At 47.9% G+C, this 18,066-nt stretch carries 18 protein-coding genes; all 18 read right to left on the reverse strand.

Annotation, left to right across the window (positions count from 1 at the left end; genetic code table 11):
• Positions 1–24: 24 nt before the first annotated feature.
• The 18 genes from MHB72_RS12750 to MHB72_RS12835 all read right to left on the reverse strand — a co-directional run bounded on the left by MHB72_RS12750 (position 25) and on the right by MHB72_RS12835 (position 17,923).
• Entirely contained in the window at positions 25–1,299 is a 1,275-nt protein-coding gene (locus MHB72_RS12750) for a tetratricopeptide repeat protein (RefSeq protein WP_023857438.1), read from the reverse strand.
• Positions 1,300–1,531: 232 nt separating this feature from the next.
• Complete coding sequence (gene aroA, locus MHB72_RS12755) at positions 1,532–2,818, reverse strand: 3-phosphoshikimate 1-carboxyvinyltransferase (RefSeq protein WP_023857440.1); 1,287 nt, start codon at positions 2,816–2,818, stop codon at positions 1,532–1,534.
• A 10-nt stretch (positions 2,819–2,828) separates the two neighbouring features.
• Positions 2,829–3,944: a prephenate dehydrogenase gene (locus tag MHB72_RS12760; RefSeq protein ID WP_025811226.1), complete on the reverse strand. Its 1,116-nt coding sequence runs from the start codon at positions 3,942–3,944 to the stop codon at positions 2,829–2,831.
• 54 nt (positions 3,945–3,998) lie between these two features.
• Entirely contained in the window at positions 3,999–5,084 is a 1,086-nt protein-coding gene (gene hisC / locus MHB72_RS12765; RefSeq protein ID WP_079289295.1) for a histidinol-phosphate transaminase, read from the reverse strand.
• A 9-nt stretch (positions 5,085–5,093) separates the two neighbouring features.
• Entirely contained in the window at positions 5,094–5,897 is an 804-nt protein-coding gene (gene trpA, locus MHB72_RS12770; protein WP_026579384.1) for a tryptophan synthase subunit alpha, read from the reverse strand.
• Positions 5,866–7,092 (reverse strand): tryptophan synthase subunit beta, encoded by a 1,227-nt coding sequence (gene trpB / locus MHB72_RS12775; RefSeq protein ID WP_216920184.1) that lies wholly within the window; start codon positions 7,090–7,092, stop codon positions 5,866–5,868. Before trpB ends, trpA begins: the two co-directional genes overlap by 32 nt.
• Positions 7,073–7,729 (reverse strand): phosphoribosylanthranilate isomerase, encoded by a 657-nt coding sequence (locus MHB72_RS12780; protein WP_095291598.1) that lies wholly within the window; start codon positions 7,727–7,729, stop codon positions 7,073–7,075. The genes trpB and MHB72_RS12780 overlap by 20 nt, the downstream gene beginning before the upstream one ends.
• Complete coding sequence (trpC, locus tag MHB72_RS12785) at positions 7,729–8,487, reverse strand: indole-3-glycerol phosphate synthase TrpC (RefSeq protein WP_023857446.1); 759 nt, start codon at positions 8,485–8,487, stop codon at positions 7,729–7,731. The genes MHB72_RS12780 and trpC overlap by 1 nt, the downstream gene beginning before the upstream one ends.
• Positions 8,480–9,496, reverse strand: a complete 1,017-nt coding sequence (gene trpD, locus MHB72_RS12790) for an anthranilate phosphoribosyltransferase (protein ID WP_023857447.1) — start codon at positions 9,494–9,496, stop codon at positions 8,480–8,482. The genes trpC and trpD overlap by 8 nt, the downstream gene beginning before the upstream one ends.
• Positions 9,468–11,015 (reverse strand): anthranilate synthase component I, encoded by a 1,548-nt coding sequence (trpE, locus tag MHB72_RS12795; protein WP_023857448.1) that lies wholly within the window; start codon positions 11,013–11,015, stop codon positions 9,468–9,470. The genes trpD and trpE overlap by 29 nt, the downstream gene beginning before the upstream one ends.
• A gap of 247 nt (positions 11,016–11,262) precedes the next feature.
• On the reverse strand, positions 11,263–11,646 hold the full coding sequence (gene aroH, locus MHB72_RS12800; RefSeq protein ID WP_023857449.1) for a chorismate mutase: 384 nt from the start codon (positions 11,644–11,646) through the stop codon (positions 11,263–11,265).
• Positions 11,643–12,731, reverse strand: a complete 1,089-nt coding sequence (aroB, locus tag MHB72_RS12805) for a 3-dehydroquinate synthase (RefSeq protein ID WP_216920183.1) — start codon at positions 12,729–12,731, stop codon at positions 11,643–11,645. Before aroB ends, aroH begins: the two co-directional genes overlap by 4 nt.
• On the reverse strand, positions 12,731–13,903 hold the full coding sequence (gene aroC, locus MHB72_RS12810; protein WP_025811222.1) for a chorismate synthase: 1,173 nt from the start codon (positions 13,901–13,903) through the stop codon (positions 12,731–12,733). The genes aroB and aroC overlap by 1 nt, the downstream gene beginning before the upstream one ends.
• Positions 13,904–13,974: 71 nt before the next feature.
• The gene (locus tag MHB72_RS12815; protein ID WP_020451958.1) at positions 13,975–14,742 is read right to left on the reverse strand and encodes a CheR family methyltransferase; all 768 of its coding nucleotides are present in this window, start codon (positions 14,740–14,742) and stop codon (positions 13,975–13,977) included.
• Between the two features lie 140 nt (positions 14,743–14,882).
• The gene (ndk, locus tag MHB72_RS12820) at positions 14,883–15,329 is read right to left on the reverse strand and encodes a nucleoside-diphosphate kinase (protein WP_003182994.1); all 447 of its coding nucleotides are present in this window, start codon (positions 15,327–15,329) and stop codon (positions 14,883–14,885) included.
• 124 nt (positions 15,330–15,453) lie between these two features.
• The gene (hepT, locus tag MHB72_RS12825; protein WP_020451959.1) at positions 15,454–16,416 is read right to left on the reverse strand and encodes a heptaprenyl diphosphate synthase component II; all 963 of its coding nucleotides are present in this window, start codon (positions 16,414–16,416) and stop codon (positions 15,454–15,456) included.
• Positions 16,417–16,445: 29 nt separating this feature from the next.
• A complete protein-coding gene (locus tag MHB72_RS12830) occupies positions 16,446–17,144 on the reverse strand; it encodes a demethylmenaquinone methyltransferase (RefSeq protein ID WP_020451960.1) in 699 nt (232 codons plus the stop codon).
• Between the two features lie 2 nt (positions 17,145–17,146).
• Positions 17,147–17,923, reverse strand: a complete 777-nt coding sequence (locus MHB72_RS12835) for a heptaprenyl diphosphate synthase component 1 (RefSeq protein WP_023857454.1) — start codon at positions 17,921–17,923, stop codon at positions 17,147–17,149.
• Positions 17,924–18,066: the final 143 nt, after the last annotated feature.

Consider the following 18,066-nt stretch of genomic DNA (forward strand, 5'->3'; position numbering starts at 1 on the left):
CCACACAAACCGATCATATCCTGCTTATTCAAAGGAATTTTCATCTTCGATTCTGAAAATCGTCTCCTGGACTTCCTCGTTTGCCGGGTCGAGCTCTGCCAGTTTTTTCAGCAGAGGCAGCGCTTCTTTTCGCCGTCCTTCTTCTAGCAGAAACATTGAATATTCGTAAAGGAAATCGGCGTCATCCCGATAGTGCAAAAATGCGTTCTCATATTCCTCACGCGCCTTGTCGTACACCTCTGTCCGGGCGAACGCCGATGCCAGATGCCAGCTGAACTTCGGATCATCCTCTCCGTATTTGCGCACTTCCTGTACAAGTTCAATAATGCTCTCATCGTCGTCTTCTTCAAGAAACAGGGCAAGCAGGGTATGGACGGCTTCCAGAAATCCGGGGTCCAGCGCCAGCGCTTCACGAAGCAGCTCTTTCGCTTCCGAATGCCTTTTCGTTTTTAAGGCTGCTTTTGCAGCAGAAAGATAAAGCTCTTTGTTGAATTCATCGAAGCGGATTCCTTCTTTTGCCGTTTCAAATGCTTCTTCATAAAGCCCTTCTGCTTCAAAGCTGTTTGCCAGAGGCTTGTAAAGTGAAGAATAAGCAGGATCCATTTCCTTCAGCTCTGTCAGTTGTTTAATCGCAGTTTTAGGATACCCCGCTTTCAGCGCCGTAAAACCAAACCCGAACAGTGTGTTGGGCTCCGGGTTCTCCTTGACGGCTTTTTCATACCATTCAAGCGCTTCTTCAAACGCGCCGGATGAACTTAATGATTCCGCCAGCCTTTGGTACACATTGACGCCGCCGATGACGGCTTCTTCTTCGGCCGCTTTTTTGAATTGACGGACCGCTTTGCCGTAAGCTCCCTGAGTGAAATACAGCTCTCCCAAGGCAAAATCGATAATCGGCTCATCCGGCAAAATGGCTTGGGCCTTTAACAGCTTTTGCTCGCTGACTTCAAACAGACCCTGCATCTGATAGAGGTCAGCCATTAAAAGCAGGCACTGCGGGTACGCTTCATCTGTTTCCGGAATCGTTTCGAGCACGCTGAGCGCTTTTTCTTCCTGGTCGGTTTCGATGAGGAGTTCGGCATAAAAGCATGTCAGTTCCGTTTCATCCGGATACAGTTCATGGAGATCATTCGCGATGGCGATAGCCTTATCGACAATGCCCCATTCGTAATACAGCTGAGCTACTATGGCTTTGTCTTCATCATGAAGGTCAGACTCGATATCAGCAAGCTTTTTCAATCCGCTTTCCGGGTGGCCTGCTTCAACTAATTTTATGGCTTCTTGAATCGAAGTATTCAAATCTAAACGTCCCTTTCTTTCGTCAATTCATCGCCTGCCGTATCAGCCGGCATATCGCGGTGAGTTACTTACTATCATAATTCACGCGGCGGCTTCCGGCAAATATGTTGCCCGCACACCTGTATGAAGCAGATTGATTCTGTTAAGACAAGCTATGCGGGAGACATTCGTTTTATGATCAAACGCCCGGCTTTCATGATTTTCCGGGCTGAAAAAGCCTGAGCACAAGGCTTCAGGCTTTTTTTGCAAGCTTTTCAATATGTTCAAAAAACGAAGGATATGAGACGCTCACAGCTTCAGGCTGTAAAATGTCGATCGGCTGCTCGCAGATGCAGGCGGCGATTCCCAGCATCATTCCGATCCGGTGGTCCCCGTGGCTTGAGACTTTCGCGCCGCCTGTAAGAGGCGTCCTGCCGTGAATCTTCATCCCGTCTTCTGTCGGCTCGATGTTCGCACCGATTTTTTTCAGCTCTGAGGCGACGGTATCGATTCGGTTCGTTTCTTTTACTTTGAGCTCAGCCGCGTCTTTGATGACCGTCGTTCCTTCAGCCTGTGTAGCGAGAAGAGCGATGATCGGTATTTCATCGATGAGGCGCGGGATCAAATCGCCCGAAATCTCAGCGGCTTTCAAAGAGGACGTTTTGATTCTGAGATCGCCGTACGGCTCGGCGTTTCCGGCATTTTTTTCTTCGATTTCAAGATCGGCCCCCATTTCTTTCAAGACATCGATGATTCCCGTCCTGGTCGGATTGAGTCCGACATTGCGAAGCACGACTTCACTGTCAGGAACTAGGGAAGCCGCTGCCAGGAAAAACGCAGCTGATGAAATATCACCCGGCACGAAGACTTCGGCCGCTTTCAGCTGCTGCCCGCCCTCAATTGTTACGCTTGTTTCATCTTCCTGAAGGCTGACACCGAACATTGACAGCATCCGTTCCGTATGGTCTCTTGATTTATGAGGCTCCGTCACCGTTGTGGCGCCTTCGGCCTGCAGACCTGCAAGCAAAACGGCAGATTTGATTTGCGCACTTGCAACAGGCGACTGAAAATCGATCGCTGCCAGATGTCCGCCGCGGACAGAGAGCGGTGTATATTCCCCTCCGGCGCGGCCGTCGATTTTCGCTCCCATTTTTCGAAGCGGTTCTGTGACACGCTTCATCGGCCTTTTGGCGATGCTCTCATCGCCGGCGACTGTGCTGTGAAACGGGCGTCCCGCCAAAATGCCGAGCATCAGCCTGATCGTCGTTCCGGAATTCCCCACGTCAAGGAGTTCCGCAGGTTCAGCCAGCTGATCGAGCCCTTTGCCGAGGACGGTGACATCACTGCCATTCTGTTCGATTTCCACACCCATTTTCCGAAAGCAGGCGATCGTGCTCAAGCAGTCGGCTCCTGGCAAAAAGTTTTTGATGACCGTTTTCCCTTCTGCTATGGCTCCGAACATAACAGAGCGATGAGAGATGGATTTATCTCCCGGAATATGAAGCTCTCCTTTTAGTGAACTGATTTTTCCTCTTTTCATGTGTTCCACCTCAATCAGCATAAAATGTTTCATATTTTGCGCGGGTTTGAATGCATTTTTCGGCGCGTTTTCGATCTTCATCGGATTGAAAGCTGATTCTGAGAACACCGTTTATGTCTTCCCTTGTTTCAATAATCCGGATGTTCGTAATGCTGATTTTCTCGTCAGCGAGAATCGCCGTAATTTCCGAGATGACCCCGGGATGGTCGGGGACATCGACATAAAGATCGTAAAAGGAAGGAATCGCGCCTTTTTGCCGCAAAGGCAGACCGTCGCGGTATTCCTTGGCCTGCCGAAAAAATTCAAACAGCCCGTCTGCATCTTCATTTTCGATAAAAGACTGGATTCTGTCCAGCTCAAATTTCCATTCGTCAAACCGTTCCAATATTTTATCTTTATTGTGCAAAAGAATATCGCGCCACATCGCCGGGCTGCTTGAGGCAATTCTCGTAATATCGCGGAAGCCCCCTGCGGCAAAACGCTTGACGAGCGGATAATGATCTTCGAATTTGACGGTCTGGTGGACGAGACTGGCCGCTACGACGTGCGGAAAGTGGCTGATTACGCTTGTAACGGCGTCGTGTTCAGCCGGAGACATTTCCACAAACTTTGCATTTGTTCCTTTGAGCAGATCTTTTAAGGAAGCAACCGCTTCTTTGCCGGCGGAGCCGGAAGGCGTCAAAATGTAAAACGCGTTCTCGAAAAGGAAGTCTTTGGCGGCTGCGACGCCCGATTTATGCGATCCGGCCATCGGATGGCCCCCGATAAACCTGTATTCATCCGGCAGCACTTTCTCGGCATGGCTGACGACCTTTTGTTTCGTGCTGCCGACATCTGTAATGAGCAGCTTTTTTCTGATGCCTGAAGCGGCAAGTTCATCAAGCATGTGAAGCGTCTGTTCGACCGGCGCCGCTAAAAAAACGGTTGATGCTTCTTTCACCCCTTCTAAAAAAGAAACAGCCGGAGCATCAATAACGCCAAGCTTTTGTGCAGCTCTTGCCTGCTCTTCTGACACGTCAAACCCGATGATCCGTTTGCCGGGGTGTTCCTTTTTGATGGCAAGGGCGATCGAACCGCCGATTAAGCCCAAACCGGCCAATAAAATCGTTTCATTTGGTTGAGTCATTTTTTATCACCTAAGTTCATCAATAGACTAAAGAGGTGACTGAATCATCACCTCTTACAACATGCCGGCTAACGTTTTCAACAAGCCTTCGTTCTGTTCCTTCGTACCGACCGATATTCTAAGGAATGTCGGAAAGCCGAGCGCATTCCCCGATCTGACGATATAGCCTTTTTTCAGCAGCTCCATGAAAAGTTCGTCTGCATTCCGTTTAAAATCGATCAGCACAAAGTTCGTTTGTGAAGGATAGTAATTTAGCCCGTGCTCATCACAGAAATCGTAGTACTGTTTGAGCCCTTCATTGTTTTTTCTCACGCAATCGTCGATAAATGCCTGATCGCCCAGCGCGGCAAGCGCGGCAGCCTGGCCGAGCCGGTTTGTATTAAACGGCTGTCTCGCCGGCTCAACCGCCTGAATCAGCTGTTCAGAGGCAATCCCGTAGCCGACCCTCAAAGACGCTAAACCGTAAGCTTTTGAAAACGTCCTGAGAATCATCAAGTTCGAAAAGCGTTCCAAAAGCGGAATGGTCTCAGGGTAGTCTTGAGCCGTTACGTATTCGTAATAAGCTTCATCGACGACAGCAAGGACATGTTCCGGGACTTTTTCAAGAAAACGGATCAGGTTGCGGCTGGATTCATACGTTCCGGTCGGATTGTTCGGGCTGCAAACCCAGACAACCTTCGTCTGTTCATCGATCGCCTCCAGCATTGCATCCAGGTCGTGGCAGCCGTTGTCAAGCAGGCCGATTTCCCTGACTTCCGCTCCTTCGATGACAGCATTGTGCTTGTATTGTGAAAATGTCGGATTCGCCATTACAGTGTTTGATGCAGGATCCAACAAAGAGCGGGAAATAATTTGAATGACTTCGTCCGTTCCGTTTCCAAGGATGATGTTCGTTTCGTTTACGCCGAGATGGGAGGCAAGCTTTGTTCTTAATGCCGCACTATAGCCGTCAGGATAGAGAGCCATTTGCTGCACTTCGGTCTGGAGCGCTGCTTTTGCCGCTTCCGAACAGCCGTAAGGATTTTCATTTGAAGCGAGCTTGACGACCCGGTCGAGATTGAATTCTTTTTTGACCTCTTCAATCGGTTTGCCCGGCTTGTAAGGCGTTAATTGTTTTAACTGTTCTTTAATTTGCAACATTCTGTCACCTCATTTTACCATGTACGATCCGCTAAATGTCTTAGCGTATGCCTCAAACGCCTTTAAGGCTTGTTCCCTTGTCTCAGGGGCGATGAGTTCGTCTTTCAGCTCTTCGATCTTTCTGACAAGGGCGCTTCCCACGACAACGCCGTCCGCCAGTTCATTCATCATCTCCACTTGTTTGGAGCTGGAAATCCCAAACCCAACGGCAACCGGGACGGAGCTCATTCCTTTAACTGACCTGATAAATGAAGAAACAGAATCTTCGAATTCATTGCGCACACCTGTCACACCGAGCGAAGAAACGCAATACACAAAACCTTCCGCTTGCTGCGTTATTTTTTGAATGCGCGATTCGCTTGTCGGCGCGACCAGCGAAATATAGGTAATCCCGTGTTTTTTACACTGCTGCTGCAAATATACACTTTCCTCAAAAGGAAGGTCCGGTACAAGGAGTCCGTCTAGCCGATTTTGTCGCAGTAAAGCGAAAAAGTGATCTGTATCTAATTGTAACACAGGATTATAATACGTAAAGAGAATAATCGGAATATGGACGCCGTTTTTTTTCATTTCACCGCCAAGCCTGATCGCTTTTACGATGTTCATGTCGTTGTCAAGCGCCCTTTTGGACGCGCGCTGAATCACCGGGCCGTCAGCGAGCGGATCAGAATACGGAACCCCGAGTTCAAGGGCGGACGCCCCCGCCTCTTGAAGGGATTTCGCCAGCTCGATCGAGATTTCAGGCAGCGGGTCTCCCGCTGTAATAAACGGAACAAATAACTTATCGGACGGCTGTTTTTTCAGATTGAACATCTTGATTCACCTCTTCTTCCAACACCTTCATCAAGGTATGGACGTCTTTGTCTCCCCTGCCTGAAAGGCAGACGAGAACACTTTTCTCTCTCGGCAGTTCTTTAGCGATGTCAAATGCTTTTGCCAATGCATGGGCGGATTCAATAGCCGGCAAAATGCCCTCTGTCTCTGTCAGCAGCCTTAATGCCGAGACCGCTTCATCATCAGTGACAGATTCATACGTGACGCGCCCTGTTTGATGAAGATGAGCGTGCTCGGGGCCGACCCCCGGATAATCAAGTCCTGCTGAAATGGAATAAGGCTCAATGATCTGTCCGTACTCGTCTTGAATCAAGTAGGTCAAAGAACCGTGGATAACGCCTTTTGTACCCTTTGTGATCGTTGCCGCGTGAAGGGGGGTGTCGACACCTTTTCCCGCAGCTTCGACTCCGATCAGTTCAACAGTTTCTTCAATGAACGCGCTGAACATCCCGATCGCATTGCTTCCGCCTCCGACACAGGCGACAACTTTATCGGGGAGGCTTTGCTCCAATTGATAAAACTGCGCTTTCGCCTCTTCGCCGATCATCCGTTGAAATTCACGGACGATATAAGGATACGGGTGCGGCCCGACGACGGAACCGATCATGTAAAAATGATCCTGGCAATGCTGAACCCAGTAACGGATCGCCTCGTTTGTAGCATCTTTTAATGTCCCGTTTCCGCTTGACACCGGAACGACCTCCGCTCCCAAGAGCTTCATCCGGAACACGTTCAGCGATTGTCTGGCAACATCTTCTTCACCCATAAAGACAATGCATGACAAGCCGAACTTTGCAGCGACAGTCGCCGCAGCCACGCCGTGCTGCCCTGCGCCGGTTTCAGCGATGAGCTTTGTTTTCCCCATTTTCTTGGCCAACAGAGCCTGGCCGAGGGCATTGTTGATTTTGTGGGCGCCTGTATGGTTTAAATCTTCTCTTTTTAAATAAATCTTCGCTCCGCCCAGCTGCTTTGTGAGCCGGTCAGCGAACGTCAAAGCCGTCGGCCTGCCTGAGTAGTCTTTTAAAAGCTTTTGATAATCCTTTTGAAACGAGGGGGCGTCTTTCAGTTCAAGAAACGCTTTTTCGATTTCTTCCAAAGGCTGCATGAGTGTTTCCGGCACGAATTTCCCGCCAAAATCACCAAACCTGCCTTGTTCATTCGGATATGAATACATGTTCGAACATCCTTTCTTCTAAAAGGCCGATCAGCTTTTCGCTTTTCCTGCCTCTTTCTTCAATTCCGCTTGCCAGGTCGATTCCCGGCGGGCGCCGCTTTAAAAGATCCGCGATTGTGTACGGGTTCACGCCCCCGGCGATAAACAGTCGCTTTCTTTCTCTTTGCGCTGCATCTTTATACATCGGAACGCTGTCCCACGAAAACGAAACGCCCGTTCCTCCTCTGAGCCCTTTAACAGATGAGTCGATGACATACCCGTCGATGTAAGGTGCGAAAGATGCCATGCGCTGAACGGTATCATCCCCATGGTGGAGCGCCTTCCAAATCTCGCAGTCTGTCATGCTTTTCAGCCGCTTGATATCTGCCTCTGTTTCATCTCCGTGAAGCTGGATCACGTCCAAACCGGCATCTTTTACGATTTCTGCTATTCTGCAAATATTTTCATTAACAAAGACGCCGACAAGCTTTTTACCCGCTGTATCCGTTTTGCCACACCAGCGTTTCACATCCTCCGGGTCTGCCGACCGTCTGCTTTCGGCGAAAATAAATCCGAGGTAATCGGCTTTCGAGCGGGCTGTCACCTTTAAATCTTCCAATGAATGAATCCCGCAATATTTTAAGCCCGGTTTCTCCATCATCCGTTCTCTCCGAATAACGCATGGACAGCCTTCAGCTGTGACGGCTCTCTCATTAACGATTCGCCGACTAGCACAGCCCGGGCTCCGCACGCTTTTACAAAAGCGAGGTCTTCCGATTGTCCGATGCCGCTTTCGCTGATAAGAACGCTCCCTGACGGAACGAGTTTTGCCATACGCTCCGTTTGCCCGACGGATGTTTCAAAGGTTTTTAGATTTCGATTGTTTACGCCGATGATTTCGGGTGTAAAGACATTTAAAATACCTTCAAGCGTCTCTTCGCCATGAACTTCGACAAGCACATCCATGCCTTTTTCAGCAGCTTGCTGATAGAGGTCAAACAGCTTTTGCGGTTCAAGCGCTTCTCCGATCAGCAGGATCGCATCCGCTCCGATGCGGTCCGCTTCTTCAACCTGAATGGAATCAATGATAAAATCCTTGCGCAGTACTGGCAGCGAAACCGAGCGTTTCACATCTGACAAATAACTGTTCTTCCCTTGAAAAAAAGGTGTATCTGTCAGAACAGACAAACAGTCGGCTTTAGCCTGTTCGTACTGTTTAGCGATTTTTACGGGCTCAAAGTTTTCCTGAATCACACCTTTTGACGGTGAAGCTTTTTTCACCTCCGCAATTAAAGCGACAAACCGGTTAGGAGAAAGAAGCGCCTTTTTAAATGACCGCTTTGGCAGCTTCAAATCTTCCGGCAGTTCGATTTTCAGAATGTCTTCTCGTTTTCTATCAATAATTTGATTAAGCATACAACTCTTCCTCTTTCTGTTTTAATCGTTCCAGCTGATCAAGCGCCTCACCGCTTGCAACAGCTTCTAAAGCGAGTGCAACGCCTTCTTTTAAACCCGGAGCCTGTTCTGCGACGTATAAAGCGGCTCCGGCATTAAACGCTGCGATATGAACAGCCGAATCCGGAGCGCGGTTTTTCAAAATATCGACGATGAGACGGCCGCTTTCTTCAGGCGTCGCCACCTGAATGTCGCTTATCCTGCCGAACGGCAGACCGACATCGCCAGGCTCAACGGTGTATTCGTATGTTTTGCCGCCTTTCAGTTCAATCACATCTGTCGGCGATGTGATCGACAGTTCATCAAGACCGTCCCGGCTCGATACAAACAATACGTGTTCCGGTTCAAACGCTTCAAGTGCGCGGGCCATGAGCTTTGCTTTTTCAATCGAGTAGACGCCGATCACCTGGCGCTTGGCTTTCATTGGATTGCTGAGCGGGCCGAGCAGATTGAATACGGTTCTAAAAGCCAAATCCTTCCTTGCGCCGGCCACGTGCTTCATGGAAGAGTGATAGCTTGGCGCATAGAGGAATCCCATATTGCGGCGTTCAATGCTCTGAATCGTTTCTTCAGGCGACGTCTGAATTGAAACGCCGAGATATTCGAGAACATCAGCGCTCCCGCTTTTTGAAGAAACGGAACGATTACCGTGTTTGGCGATTTTTGCCCCGGCTGATGAAGCGATGATCGCCGCCGCTGTGGAAATGTTGAAGGTGGAGCTTCCGTCTCCTCCGGTTCCGCACGTATCAACAACATCTTCCGGCCCGTTTATTGTTTGCGCCTGCTCCCGCATGGCTCTGACAAATCCCGCAATCTCTTCAGCCGTTTCTCCCCTGTAGGCGAGAACGGACAGGAGGCCTCCAATTTCCGCGGCGCTCAGCGAGCCGGTCATCATGTCACGCATGATGCTGTGTGCCTCGGTTTCATTCATTGTTCCTCCATTAACGCATGATTTCAGCAGTTCGTTCATTGCCGTCCTCCCCCTTTTCGAGAAACATTTCTTCAGCGATTTGAATCGTTTTTAACAGAGCCCCCGCTTTATTGCAGGTCTCTTCCCACTCTTTTTCAGGCACGGAGTCGGCTACGATGCCTGCTCCGGCCTGGATGGACGCCACTCCGTTTTTCACGCTCATCGTCCGGATCGTGATGCATGAATCGATATTTCCGTCAAATCCGATATAAGCAATGCATCCCCCATATGTTTCCCTCGGTTCGGGCTCAAGTTCATTTAAAAGCTGAATCGCGCGGATTTTCGGAGCGCCGGTCAAAGTTCCGGCCGGAAATGCGCTCATTAAAGCGTCTACCGGATGAACGCCCGCTTTTAACGAGCCGGTTACGATCGAAATGATGTGCATGACGTGTGAAAAGGAAACGATTTTCGTAAACTCGGGCACTTGGACAGATCCGTACTCAGCTACTCTGCCGATATCATTTCTCGCCAAATCGACGAGCATGTAGTGCTCCGCTTTTTCTTTCTCATCAGCCAAAAGATCTTTTTCGAGCCGCTTATCTTCAGCCTGATCACCGCCTCTTTTCCTCGTGCCGGCAATCGGATGAATTTCAAGATGACCGTTTTGAACATGGATCAGGCGTTCAGGCGAGCTTCCGACGAGATCGCGGTCAGGAAGCTTCATGTAGTACATGTACGGGGACGGGTTGACCATTCTCAGCACTCTGTATAACTCAAAAGAACTGACCTTCACCGGAATATCGAACCTTTGCGAAAGGACGCCTTGAAAAATGTCTCCCGCTTTAATGTACTCTTTCAAGCGATTGACATCGGCCAAAAACCGGGATTTCTCATATGTTGATTGAACCCCTTTAAAGCTGGGGGCCGTGTGCCGTCCTTGCGGGAGAAACAGCTCTTTCGTCGTTTTCCGGCCTGACAGCCTGTGTGTAAGCTGTTTGAGCTCTTCTTTCCCCTTTTTAAAAATGCGCTGTTTCTCCTCCCTTGTTTCACTGCCTTCAAGCCTTGCATAGTGGATGAAATGCAGCTTTTTCAGCTCGTGATCATAGGCGATCATCGTCCGGCAGACAAACAGGAGGCATTTTTCCATCTCCGTTTCTTTGCTGTGCCCTTTGACGGACGGTTCAATGAGCGGCATTAAATCATAGCTTAAATAGCCGACCGCTCCCCCTGTAAACGGGATGTCGAGCTCAGGCGCTTTGATCGAATATGTCTCCGACATCCATTCGAGAATTTCTTTTAACTGTGAAGCTGAATAAAGCTTTTTCTGCTTTTGATCGCAGGCGTGAAACCGGCCGCATTCTTCTTTGATCGTCAAAAAGGGATCCAGACCAATGAAAGAATATCTTGACCATGCAGAGGTTTCATCCTGGCTTTCCAGCAAATACACGATGTTTTCCTGCAGCTTCTCGACCAATTGAACGGGCGTCAGCGTATCGACGGAAAAACTCTCAATTATCGGTATTGTTTTAAAGTGTGAAGTATCCTCTGAAAAAGAGGCAAAATCGGTTTGCAGACTCAACAATCTCTCACTCCTTATTCAGGCGGAGAGAATGAGAAGAAGGCCTTTAGAGGACAAATGATTGAATTGAAGAGGGGAAAACGAAACAAACCCAAAAGAACAGCGTCTTTTGGGTAGAATGAATAAACGTTTTGTCTCAACTCAGCTCATCTCAGCTCATTCTCAATCTACCCTAGTCTCATACTCAGCTTTTCTAAACTAAAACCCCATACACACTCCTGTGTATTTCAAGGTTTCTACAATCGTATTACAATTCAGTATTTTTTGTCAATGATAAATCAGGTCTGAGCGTTACGGCATTTTCTAAATAAACGTGGCGGACTTCATCCTGCCGCATATCCGTCTGAACCGTCATCATCACTCTGATGCATTTTTTAAGGGCGTGTTCAACATCCATTTCCTGCATGCACATGACGGGCACATGCTGCCAGCCGTCAAACGTTCTGACGACCTTTGCGGGAAAAGCAGCGTGAATATCGGAAGTGGCAGAAATGAAGATCTGCACGACTTGCTCAGGTTTGAGTTGATTTTCATCGATCATTTTTCCGATCAGCTGCTTCGTCCGCTCCGTAATGTCTTTTTCTGTATCCTGGTCAACTGTCGTCGCTCCCCGAATTCCGCGCATCATCATTTGCCTCCCTCCAATCTCCACATATTCAGCCATCGTTCAATTTCATCGGCTTTAAAGGAGTGCAGCCGCACACTGCCGATCTTATCCAGCAGAACAAACTGAATGATGCCTCTGCGTGTTTTTTTATCGTTCATCATTCGATTGATGAGAGCTTCTGTTGAAACTTCGCGTTTTACGCTTTCCGGATAGCCGAGATTTTTCAGCCAGGCGGCGATTTTTGTGCGGTCAACAGGACAATTCAACACCTTCTCGCTGACAAACAAAGCAAATTGCATGCCTAAAGCGACAGCGTCGCCATGGGTCATCTCTCCGTAGCCGTATTCGGCTTCAACGGCGTGGCCAAGCGTATGCCCAAAATTCAGATAGGCCCTGATTCCCTGTTCGTGCTCGTCTTGTGAGACAACTTCCGCTTTAATCGAAATGCCTTTGTACACCATTTCACTGAGCTGGCCGGTCGTAATCGCTTTAATTGAATCAATTTTAAGCAATTCGTTCAAGAAAGATTCATCACGGATAAATGCGTGCTTAATGACTTCCGCAAGACCTGAACGCATTTCTTTTTCAGAAAGCGTGCTCAAGCATTCGGTATCATAAACCACCGCCTTCGGCTGATGAAAAGCGCCGATTAAGTTTTTTCCGAGCGGATGATTAATGGCAACTTTCCCTCCGACCGCGCTATCATGAGACAGCAGAGTCGTTGGGAATTGCACATAATCGATGCCCCTCATAAAAGTTGAAGCGACGAACCCTGCAAGATCGCCGACAACGCCGCCGCCCAGCGCCACAATGCATGACGAACGGTCAAGGTGAAATTGAATGGCTTCCGTCTGGAGCTTCATAAACAGATCGATTGATTTGGCCTGTTCACCGCTTGGCACCGCAACCTTTTTGACGGGCCATTTGCTGCGGAGAAGGCCGAACAGTTCTTCTCCATAGTGTTTATCAACTTCTTCGTCGGTGATCAATAGCACTTTCGTCATCGGAAGGTTCAAGGATGACAAGAGCTCTGCCGCGTTTTTTCTAATGCCTCCCCCGATGAACACCGGGTAGGACAAAGAAGCGGTTTCGATTTGAAGTGATTTCATTAAAACTCCCTCGCAAGCTTTCTCATTTTCTCAACATTTTCAGCGATCCGGTCCATTTGGTCAACGCCAAACTGCTCGACGATCGCCTTGGCGATTTCCCATGCAACAACCGCTTCAGCCACTACGCTTGCGGCAGGGACAGCGCAGGAATCGGAACGCTCGATGCTTGCTGTAAACGGCTCTTTCGTCTCGATATCAACGCTTTTGAGCGGTTTGTATAACGTTGGAATCGGCTTCATCACGCCTCTGACGACAATCGGCATTCCCGTTGTCATCCCGCCTTCAAGGCCGCCGAGACGGTTTGTAGCGCGCGTATAGCCTTTTTCTTCGTCCCAAATGATTTCGTCATGGACTTCACTGCCGTTTTTGCGTGCAGCTTCAAAGCCGATGCCGAATTCAACACCTTTAAAAGCATTGATGCTCAGCACGGCGGCAGCCAGCTTGCTGTCGAGTTTGCGGTCGTAATGGACATAGCTGCCGACTCCTACCGGCACCCCTTCAACAATCACCTCGACGATTCCGCCGATCGAATCGCCATTTGCTTTTGCTTCATCGATCGCGTCCATCATTTTTCTGCCCGCTTCTTCGTCATAGCATCTGACAGGAGACTCTTCGGTTACTTTTTTCAAGTCTTCGATAGATTCATAATTTGTTTTTTCGGCTTTTACTCCGCCGATCTCCAGCACGTGGCCGGCCACTTGGATGCCGAGCTGGGAAAGGATCTTTTTGGCGACGGCTCCTGCCGCCACACGGACGGTCGTTTCTCTGGCAGATGAACGTTCAAGCACGTTGCGCATATCTCTGTGCCCGTATTTGATCGCGCCGTTCAAATCAGCGTGACCCGGTCTTGGCCTTGAAATCTGTCGTTTCATTTCGCTTTCTTCTTCAGCCGTGATCGGCTCTGATCCCATGATTTTCGTCCAGTGTTTCCAGTCGTTGTTTTCGACGACGAGAGCGATCGGCGATCCAAGAGAACGCCCGTGCCTTACACCGCTTGTGATCCGTGCCTGATCTTTTTCGATTTGCATCCGGCGTCCGCGGCCGTGGCCTTTTTGACGTCTTTGAAGCTCGTAATCAATGTCTTCTTTTGTGATATAAAGCCCTGCTGGGACTCCTTCGATAATTGTCGTAAGCTGCGGACCGTGAGATTCACCGGCTGTTAAATACCTCATGCTTTCGTTCTCCCTTCATCACATTAACGCTTTTAAGTAAAACTATAACATAACCTTTTATAAAAAGTCAGCTAACTTTTTTGATAGAAAAACGTATCTGTCGATTGAAAACCGTATTTTTCCGGATTGAAGATCTGTTCCGTGCTTCCGACAAACAAAACTCCATTATTCTTCAAACTGCCGCTGAACTTATGATAGATCTTCTCTTTTGCTTCCTCTGTAAAATATATGAGAACATTGCGGCATACGATGATATCAAAATCTTTCTCATATGCATCAGCCAGTAAATTGTGTTTTTGAAAGCGAATGTTTTTCTTGATCTCGTCTTTGACGGCAAATCGGTTTCCGTCTTGCGTAAAATAAAGTTCCTTTATCTCTTTCGGCACTTCCTGAAGAGATCTTTCCTGATACACGCCTTCTTTCGCTTTCGCAAGAACTTTGTCATCGATATCTGTTGCGATGATCTGATAGTCTGAGAGGCCTTTCTGTCTGCTTAAAATCATCGATAATGTATACGGCTCTTCACCGGTTGAACATGCCGCACTCCATACTTTCAATGTTTTCGCAGGCTTTAAGAGCGGGAGGATGGTTTTTTCGAGAACCTCCCACCTCTTATAGTTTCTGTAAAATTCTGAAACATTAATCGTCATCCTGTCCAGCGTTTCCTGCAGAAGAGCTTCATTCTTTTCTAAAGCGAGCGCAAATTCGCGGAAATCGCCGTACCCCTTTTTTTCATAAAGAGATGTTAGCCTTCTTTTCATTTGCGCCTCTTTGTACAATGCCAAATCCACACCAGTTATTTTTTTCCATTTATCAACAAAGAAACTGTAATTGTCCATGTTTTCTCTCCTAATCGTCGTGCTGATATGAGTACAATTATAGCTTGTTTTCTTTTAAATTTGTATCTTTAAAAAGAAAAAAGCCTGCCCGGCGGCAGCCATTCTGATCCATATAAAAAAATCAGCTTTTCAGCTGATTTTTAGTAAATCCATTGATTCATTAACTTCTCGTCTTCAACAAGTTCGTCTTCTTTAAAAAACAAGTTGATTTCGCGTGCTGCACTTTCAGGAGAATCTGAACCGTGAATGATATTTTTTCCGACAAACATGCCGAAGTCTCCGCGAATTGTTCCTGGGAGCGCTTCCTTAGGGTTCGTCTTCCCGATCAGCTGTCTGGCGACCGCGATTGCGTCTTCGCCTTCCCACACCATGGCGAATACCGGGCCTGAAGTAATAAAGTCGACAAGCTCGCCGAAAAACGGTTTGCCGTTATGTTCTTTATAATGCTCGCCTGCCGTCTCTTCTGAGACCTTCATCAGCTTGGCTCCGATTAATTGTAAGCCCTTACGTTCGAATCTTAACAAAATTTCGCCGATCAGCTGACGCTGAACGCCGTCAGGTTTTACCATCACAAAGGTTTTTTCCATAGTCGATTCTCCACCCCGCTAATATGTATAGGCTTTCAACACTACAACAGAAATATAGCATTTTTCAAACAATTAATCAATAAAGGGTGGAGAATATTCATACTTTCGACTCATTTGTCTTTTTTTAGAACTTTCGTTTGCCGATGTATTTCGCAATTTGGCCCAGTGCCGTCCGCGCCCGGTTTTTCGGGAGCGTTTCAAGCAGTGCGAAAGCCTTATTTAAATACATTTCGCTGACTCTGAACGATTGTTCAATAGCATCGGTTTTCTTCAGTTCTTCGATCACTGGTTTGATCTGTTCCGGAGTCGTTTCACTGTTGACCAGCATAAGCCGCGCTTTTAATTCAGGCGATTTCCGTGCATATAATACGGGAAGCGTGACATTCCCCTGAAGCAGATCACTGCCCACAGGCTTGCCAAGCTCTTTTTCGCTTGAGGTGAAATCGAGGATGTCATCAATAATTTGATAGGACATGCCGACATAATAGCCAAACCAGTACAACGTTTTATGAATGTTTTCACCCGCGCCGGCAGCAATGGCGCCTAGCTGGCAGCTCGATGCGATCAGAAGGGCTGTCTTGCGCCTGATTCTCCGCAAATAGGTTCTGAGGTTTTGCTCCATATTATATTTATCTTTGATTTGTTCAATTTCTCCAAGACAGACTTCGACAATCGCCTTGGACAAGATTTCATGGGCTTTCGGTTCGTTTATTTTCGTCATCGCTTCAAGTGAGCGAGCGAACAAATAATCACCTGTGTACATTGCAATCCGGTTATCCCACTTCGCTTTGATAGTCGGCTGTCCCCTTCTAAGCTCCGCATCATCGATGACATCGTCGTGTACGAGCGAAGCCATATGTATCAATTCCAATGAAACAGCGACATTTTTAATTTTGTTGATATCGTATTCACCGAACATGCCGGAAAGCAGGACAAACACAGGACGAATCCGCTTGCCTCCGGCCTGCAGCAAATGCAGGCTCGCTTCACTTAGCAATGGATAGTCGGAGTGCACGGTCTTTTCAAGCTCTTTTTCTATTAATTCAATATCGTCATTTAAAAAAGAATAAAACGTTGTCAATTTCATATCGATTCACCCGAGTATTTCAGTAGTCATCATCGCTTCAAGCCGACATGTGTAGCCGCTACGCCGCCTGTGAACGGATGATATTGAACATTTTCTAATCCAGCCTCTTCAAACAATGCAGCAAGCTCTTTCATACCAGGAAATTCCCTGGCCGATTCCTGAAGCCATGAATACTCCTTAAAGCTTTTGGCAAAGAGCTTTCCAAACATGGGCATAATAAAACGGAAGTACAGGAAGTACAGCTGTTTGAACCCGAACATTTCAGGCTGGGACGTCTCAAGGCATACAACCTGGCCGCCGGGTTTTACCACGCGCGCCATCTCTTTTAATACGGTTAAATAGTCGGGAACATTGCGAAGCCCGAAGCCGATGGTGACATAGTCGAACGTATTGTCCGGGAAGGGCAGTTCCATCGCGTTGCCGTGGATCAGTTCGATCTGGCTGTAGCTGTCGGTCTTTTGTTCGGCGATGCTCAGCATGTTTTTGCTGAAATCAAGGCCCTTGATTTCCCCTGTCTCTCCGGCCGCATCAGCGAGCGCGATTGTCCAGTCGCCCGTCCCGCAGCAGACGTCAAGCGCTTTGGCTCCTTTTGGTACGTTCATGAGCTGCATCGTTTTGTCGCGCCATTTTTTATGCTGTTTAAAGCTGATGACGGAGTTCATCTGGTCGTAATTTTTATAAATCTTTTCAAACACGCCGTGTACGCGCTGTTCTTTTGACTGCACCATGATTACCCTTCTTCCACTTTCTGATGATAAGTTCGTTTTTCAGGCCGAATTTCCTGCAGGCGTTTCAGAAGCCATTTTTGGACGGCGGGCTTTGCAGCAAGCGACTGGTTGATCGCAAGCTTGGCTTCTTCATAAGCCGCTGCAGCCAGCTGTCCGCATGAAGCCTGGTCTTCCGGAAACTCTTTCTGTATGATCGTCTCCAGCAGCCGGGAATCTGAAGCTTTTTCTTCGGCCGCAAACCTTTTAAACACAAGAAAGTCATTGGCGGCTGTTTTCCAGTGAGGCAGGTAAAAGTGGTCGGCGAGATGGTGAAAAAGTGCAGCTTCCACTATGCTGACGCTTTTTTTCAGGCTGTCCGCATCTTTTGCGGAATGGTCGTAAATCCTGATTTTATGTTCGTTTATTTCTTTGATGGCCGCAGCGAGCGTCCGAATCATATAAATATCCTTCATACCCGATAACAGCGAGTAGTACATGCCGCTGAAATAATCACCGGCCAATACGGTCAGCTGGCGGTTTTTATAGTCGTCCTGCTTAATTGAAGCTGCGGTCGTGACTTCATCATGGGTATCAAGGGCTGTTTGAACAAGCATCGCCGTTAAGATGTAACTTTCCTTGTCAGCTTCTTTTAAATCCGTTTCCTCAAACAGAGCGTAGAAAAGAAACAGCTTATCCTCATCAACTTTCGGCGCAGTCAAATGCTTCGCCAAATATGGATGTGAAAGCTTTTGATTCAGCTTGATTTTCAAATAAGATAATTGTCCGTAGATGTCTTGCAAAGATATCACCCTTGTCCCAAAATTCGCAGTTTTTCTTTTTGATTGATTATGTATCTTTTTTGAGCGGAGAAAGTTTAATTATACCATAATATGTTGAAAGATATTGTCTTATGCCACGCAAACGGCCATAAAAGGCCGGCTAT

Source organism: Bacillus sp. FSL K6-1284, assembly GCF_038002625.1.
Lineage (GTDB): Bacteria > Bacillota > Bacilli > Bacillales > Bacillaceae > Bacillus > Bacillus paralicheniformis.

Excerpts from the sequence above, each read along its gene's own strand:
- MHB72_RS12780 (WP_095291598.1), bottom strand. The coding sequence starts at position 7,729 with ATGGAGAAACCGGGCTTAAAATATTGCGGGATTCATTCATTGGAAGAT.
- trpC (WP_023857446.1), bottom strand. The coding sequence starts at position 8,487 with ATGCTTAATCAAATTATTGATAGAAAACGAGAAGACATTCTGAAAATC.
- MHB72_RS12815 (WP_020451958.1), bottom strand. The coding sequence starts at position 14,742 with ATGGACAATTACAGTTTCTTTGTTGATAAATGGAAAAAAATAACTGGT.
- aroH (WP_023857449.1), bottom strand. The coding sequence starts at position 11,646 with ATGATGATGCGCGGAATTCGGGGAGCGACGACAGTTGACCAGGATACA.
- MHB72_RS12760 (WP_025811226.1), bottom strand. The coding sequence starts at position 3,944 with ATGACTCAACCAAATGAAACGATTTTATTGGCCGGTTTGGGCTTAATC.
- trpA (WP_026579384.1), bottom strand. The coding sequence starts at position 5,897 with ATGTTCAATCTGAAAAAACAGCCGTCCGATAAGTTATTTGTTCCGTTT.
- aroB (WP_216920183.1), bottom strand. The coding sequence starts at position 12,731 with ATGAAATCACTTCAAATCGAAACCGCTTCTTTGTCCTACCCGGTGTTC.
- ndk (WP_003182994.1), bottom strand. The coding sequence starts at position 15,329 with ATGGAAAAAACCTTTGTGATGGTAAAACCTGACGGCGTTCAGCGTCAG.
- hisC (WP_079289295.1), bottom strand. The coding sequence starts at position 5,084 with ATGTTGCAAATTAAAGAACAGTTAAAACAATTAACGCCTTACAAGCCG.
- aroA (WP_023857440.1), bottom strand. The coding sequence starts at position 2,818 with ATGAAAAGAGGAAAAATCAGTTCACTAAAAGGAGAGCTTCATATTCCG.
- aroC (WP_025811222.1), bottom strand. The coding sequence starts at position 13,903 with ATGAGGTATTTAACAGCCGGTGAATCTCACGGTCCGCAGCTTACGACA.
- hepT (WP_020451959.1), bottom strand. The coding sequence starts at position 16,416 with ATGAAATTGACAACGTTTTATTCTTTTTTAAATGACGATATTGAATTA.
- trpD (WP_023857447.1), bottom strand. The coding sequence starts at position 9,496 with ATGAACGAACTGCTGAAATCATGCGTTAATGGAGGAACAATGAATGAA.
- MHB72_RS12830 (WP_020451960.1), bottom strand. The coding sequence starts at position 17,144 with ATGGTGCAGTCAAAAGAACAGCGCGTACACGGCGTGTTTGAAAAGATT.
- trpB (WP_216920184.1), bottom strand. The coding sequence starts at position 7,092 with ATGTATTCATATCCGAATGAACAAGGCAGGTTTGGTGATTTTGGCGGG.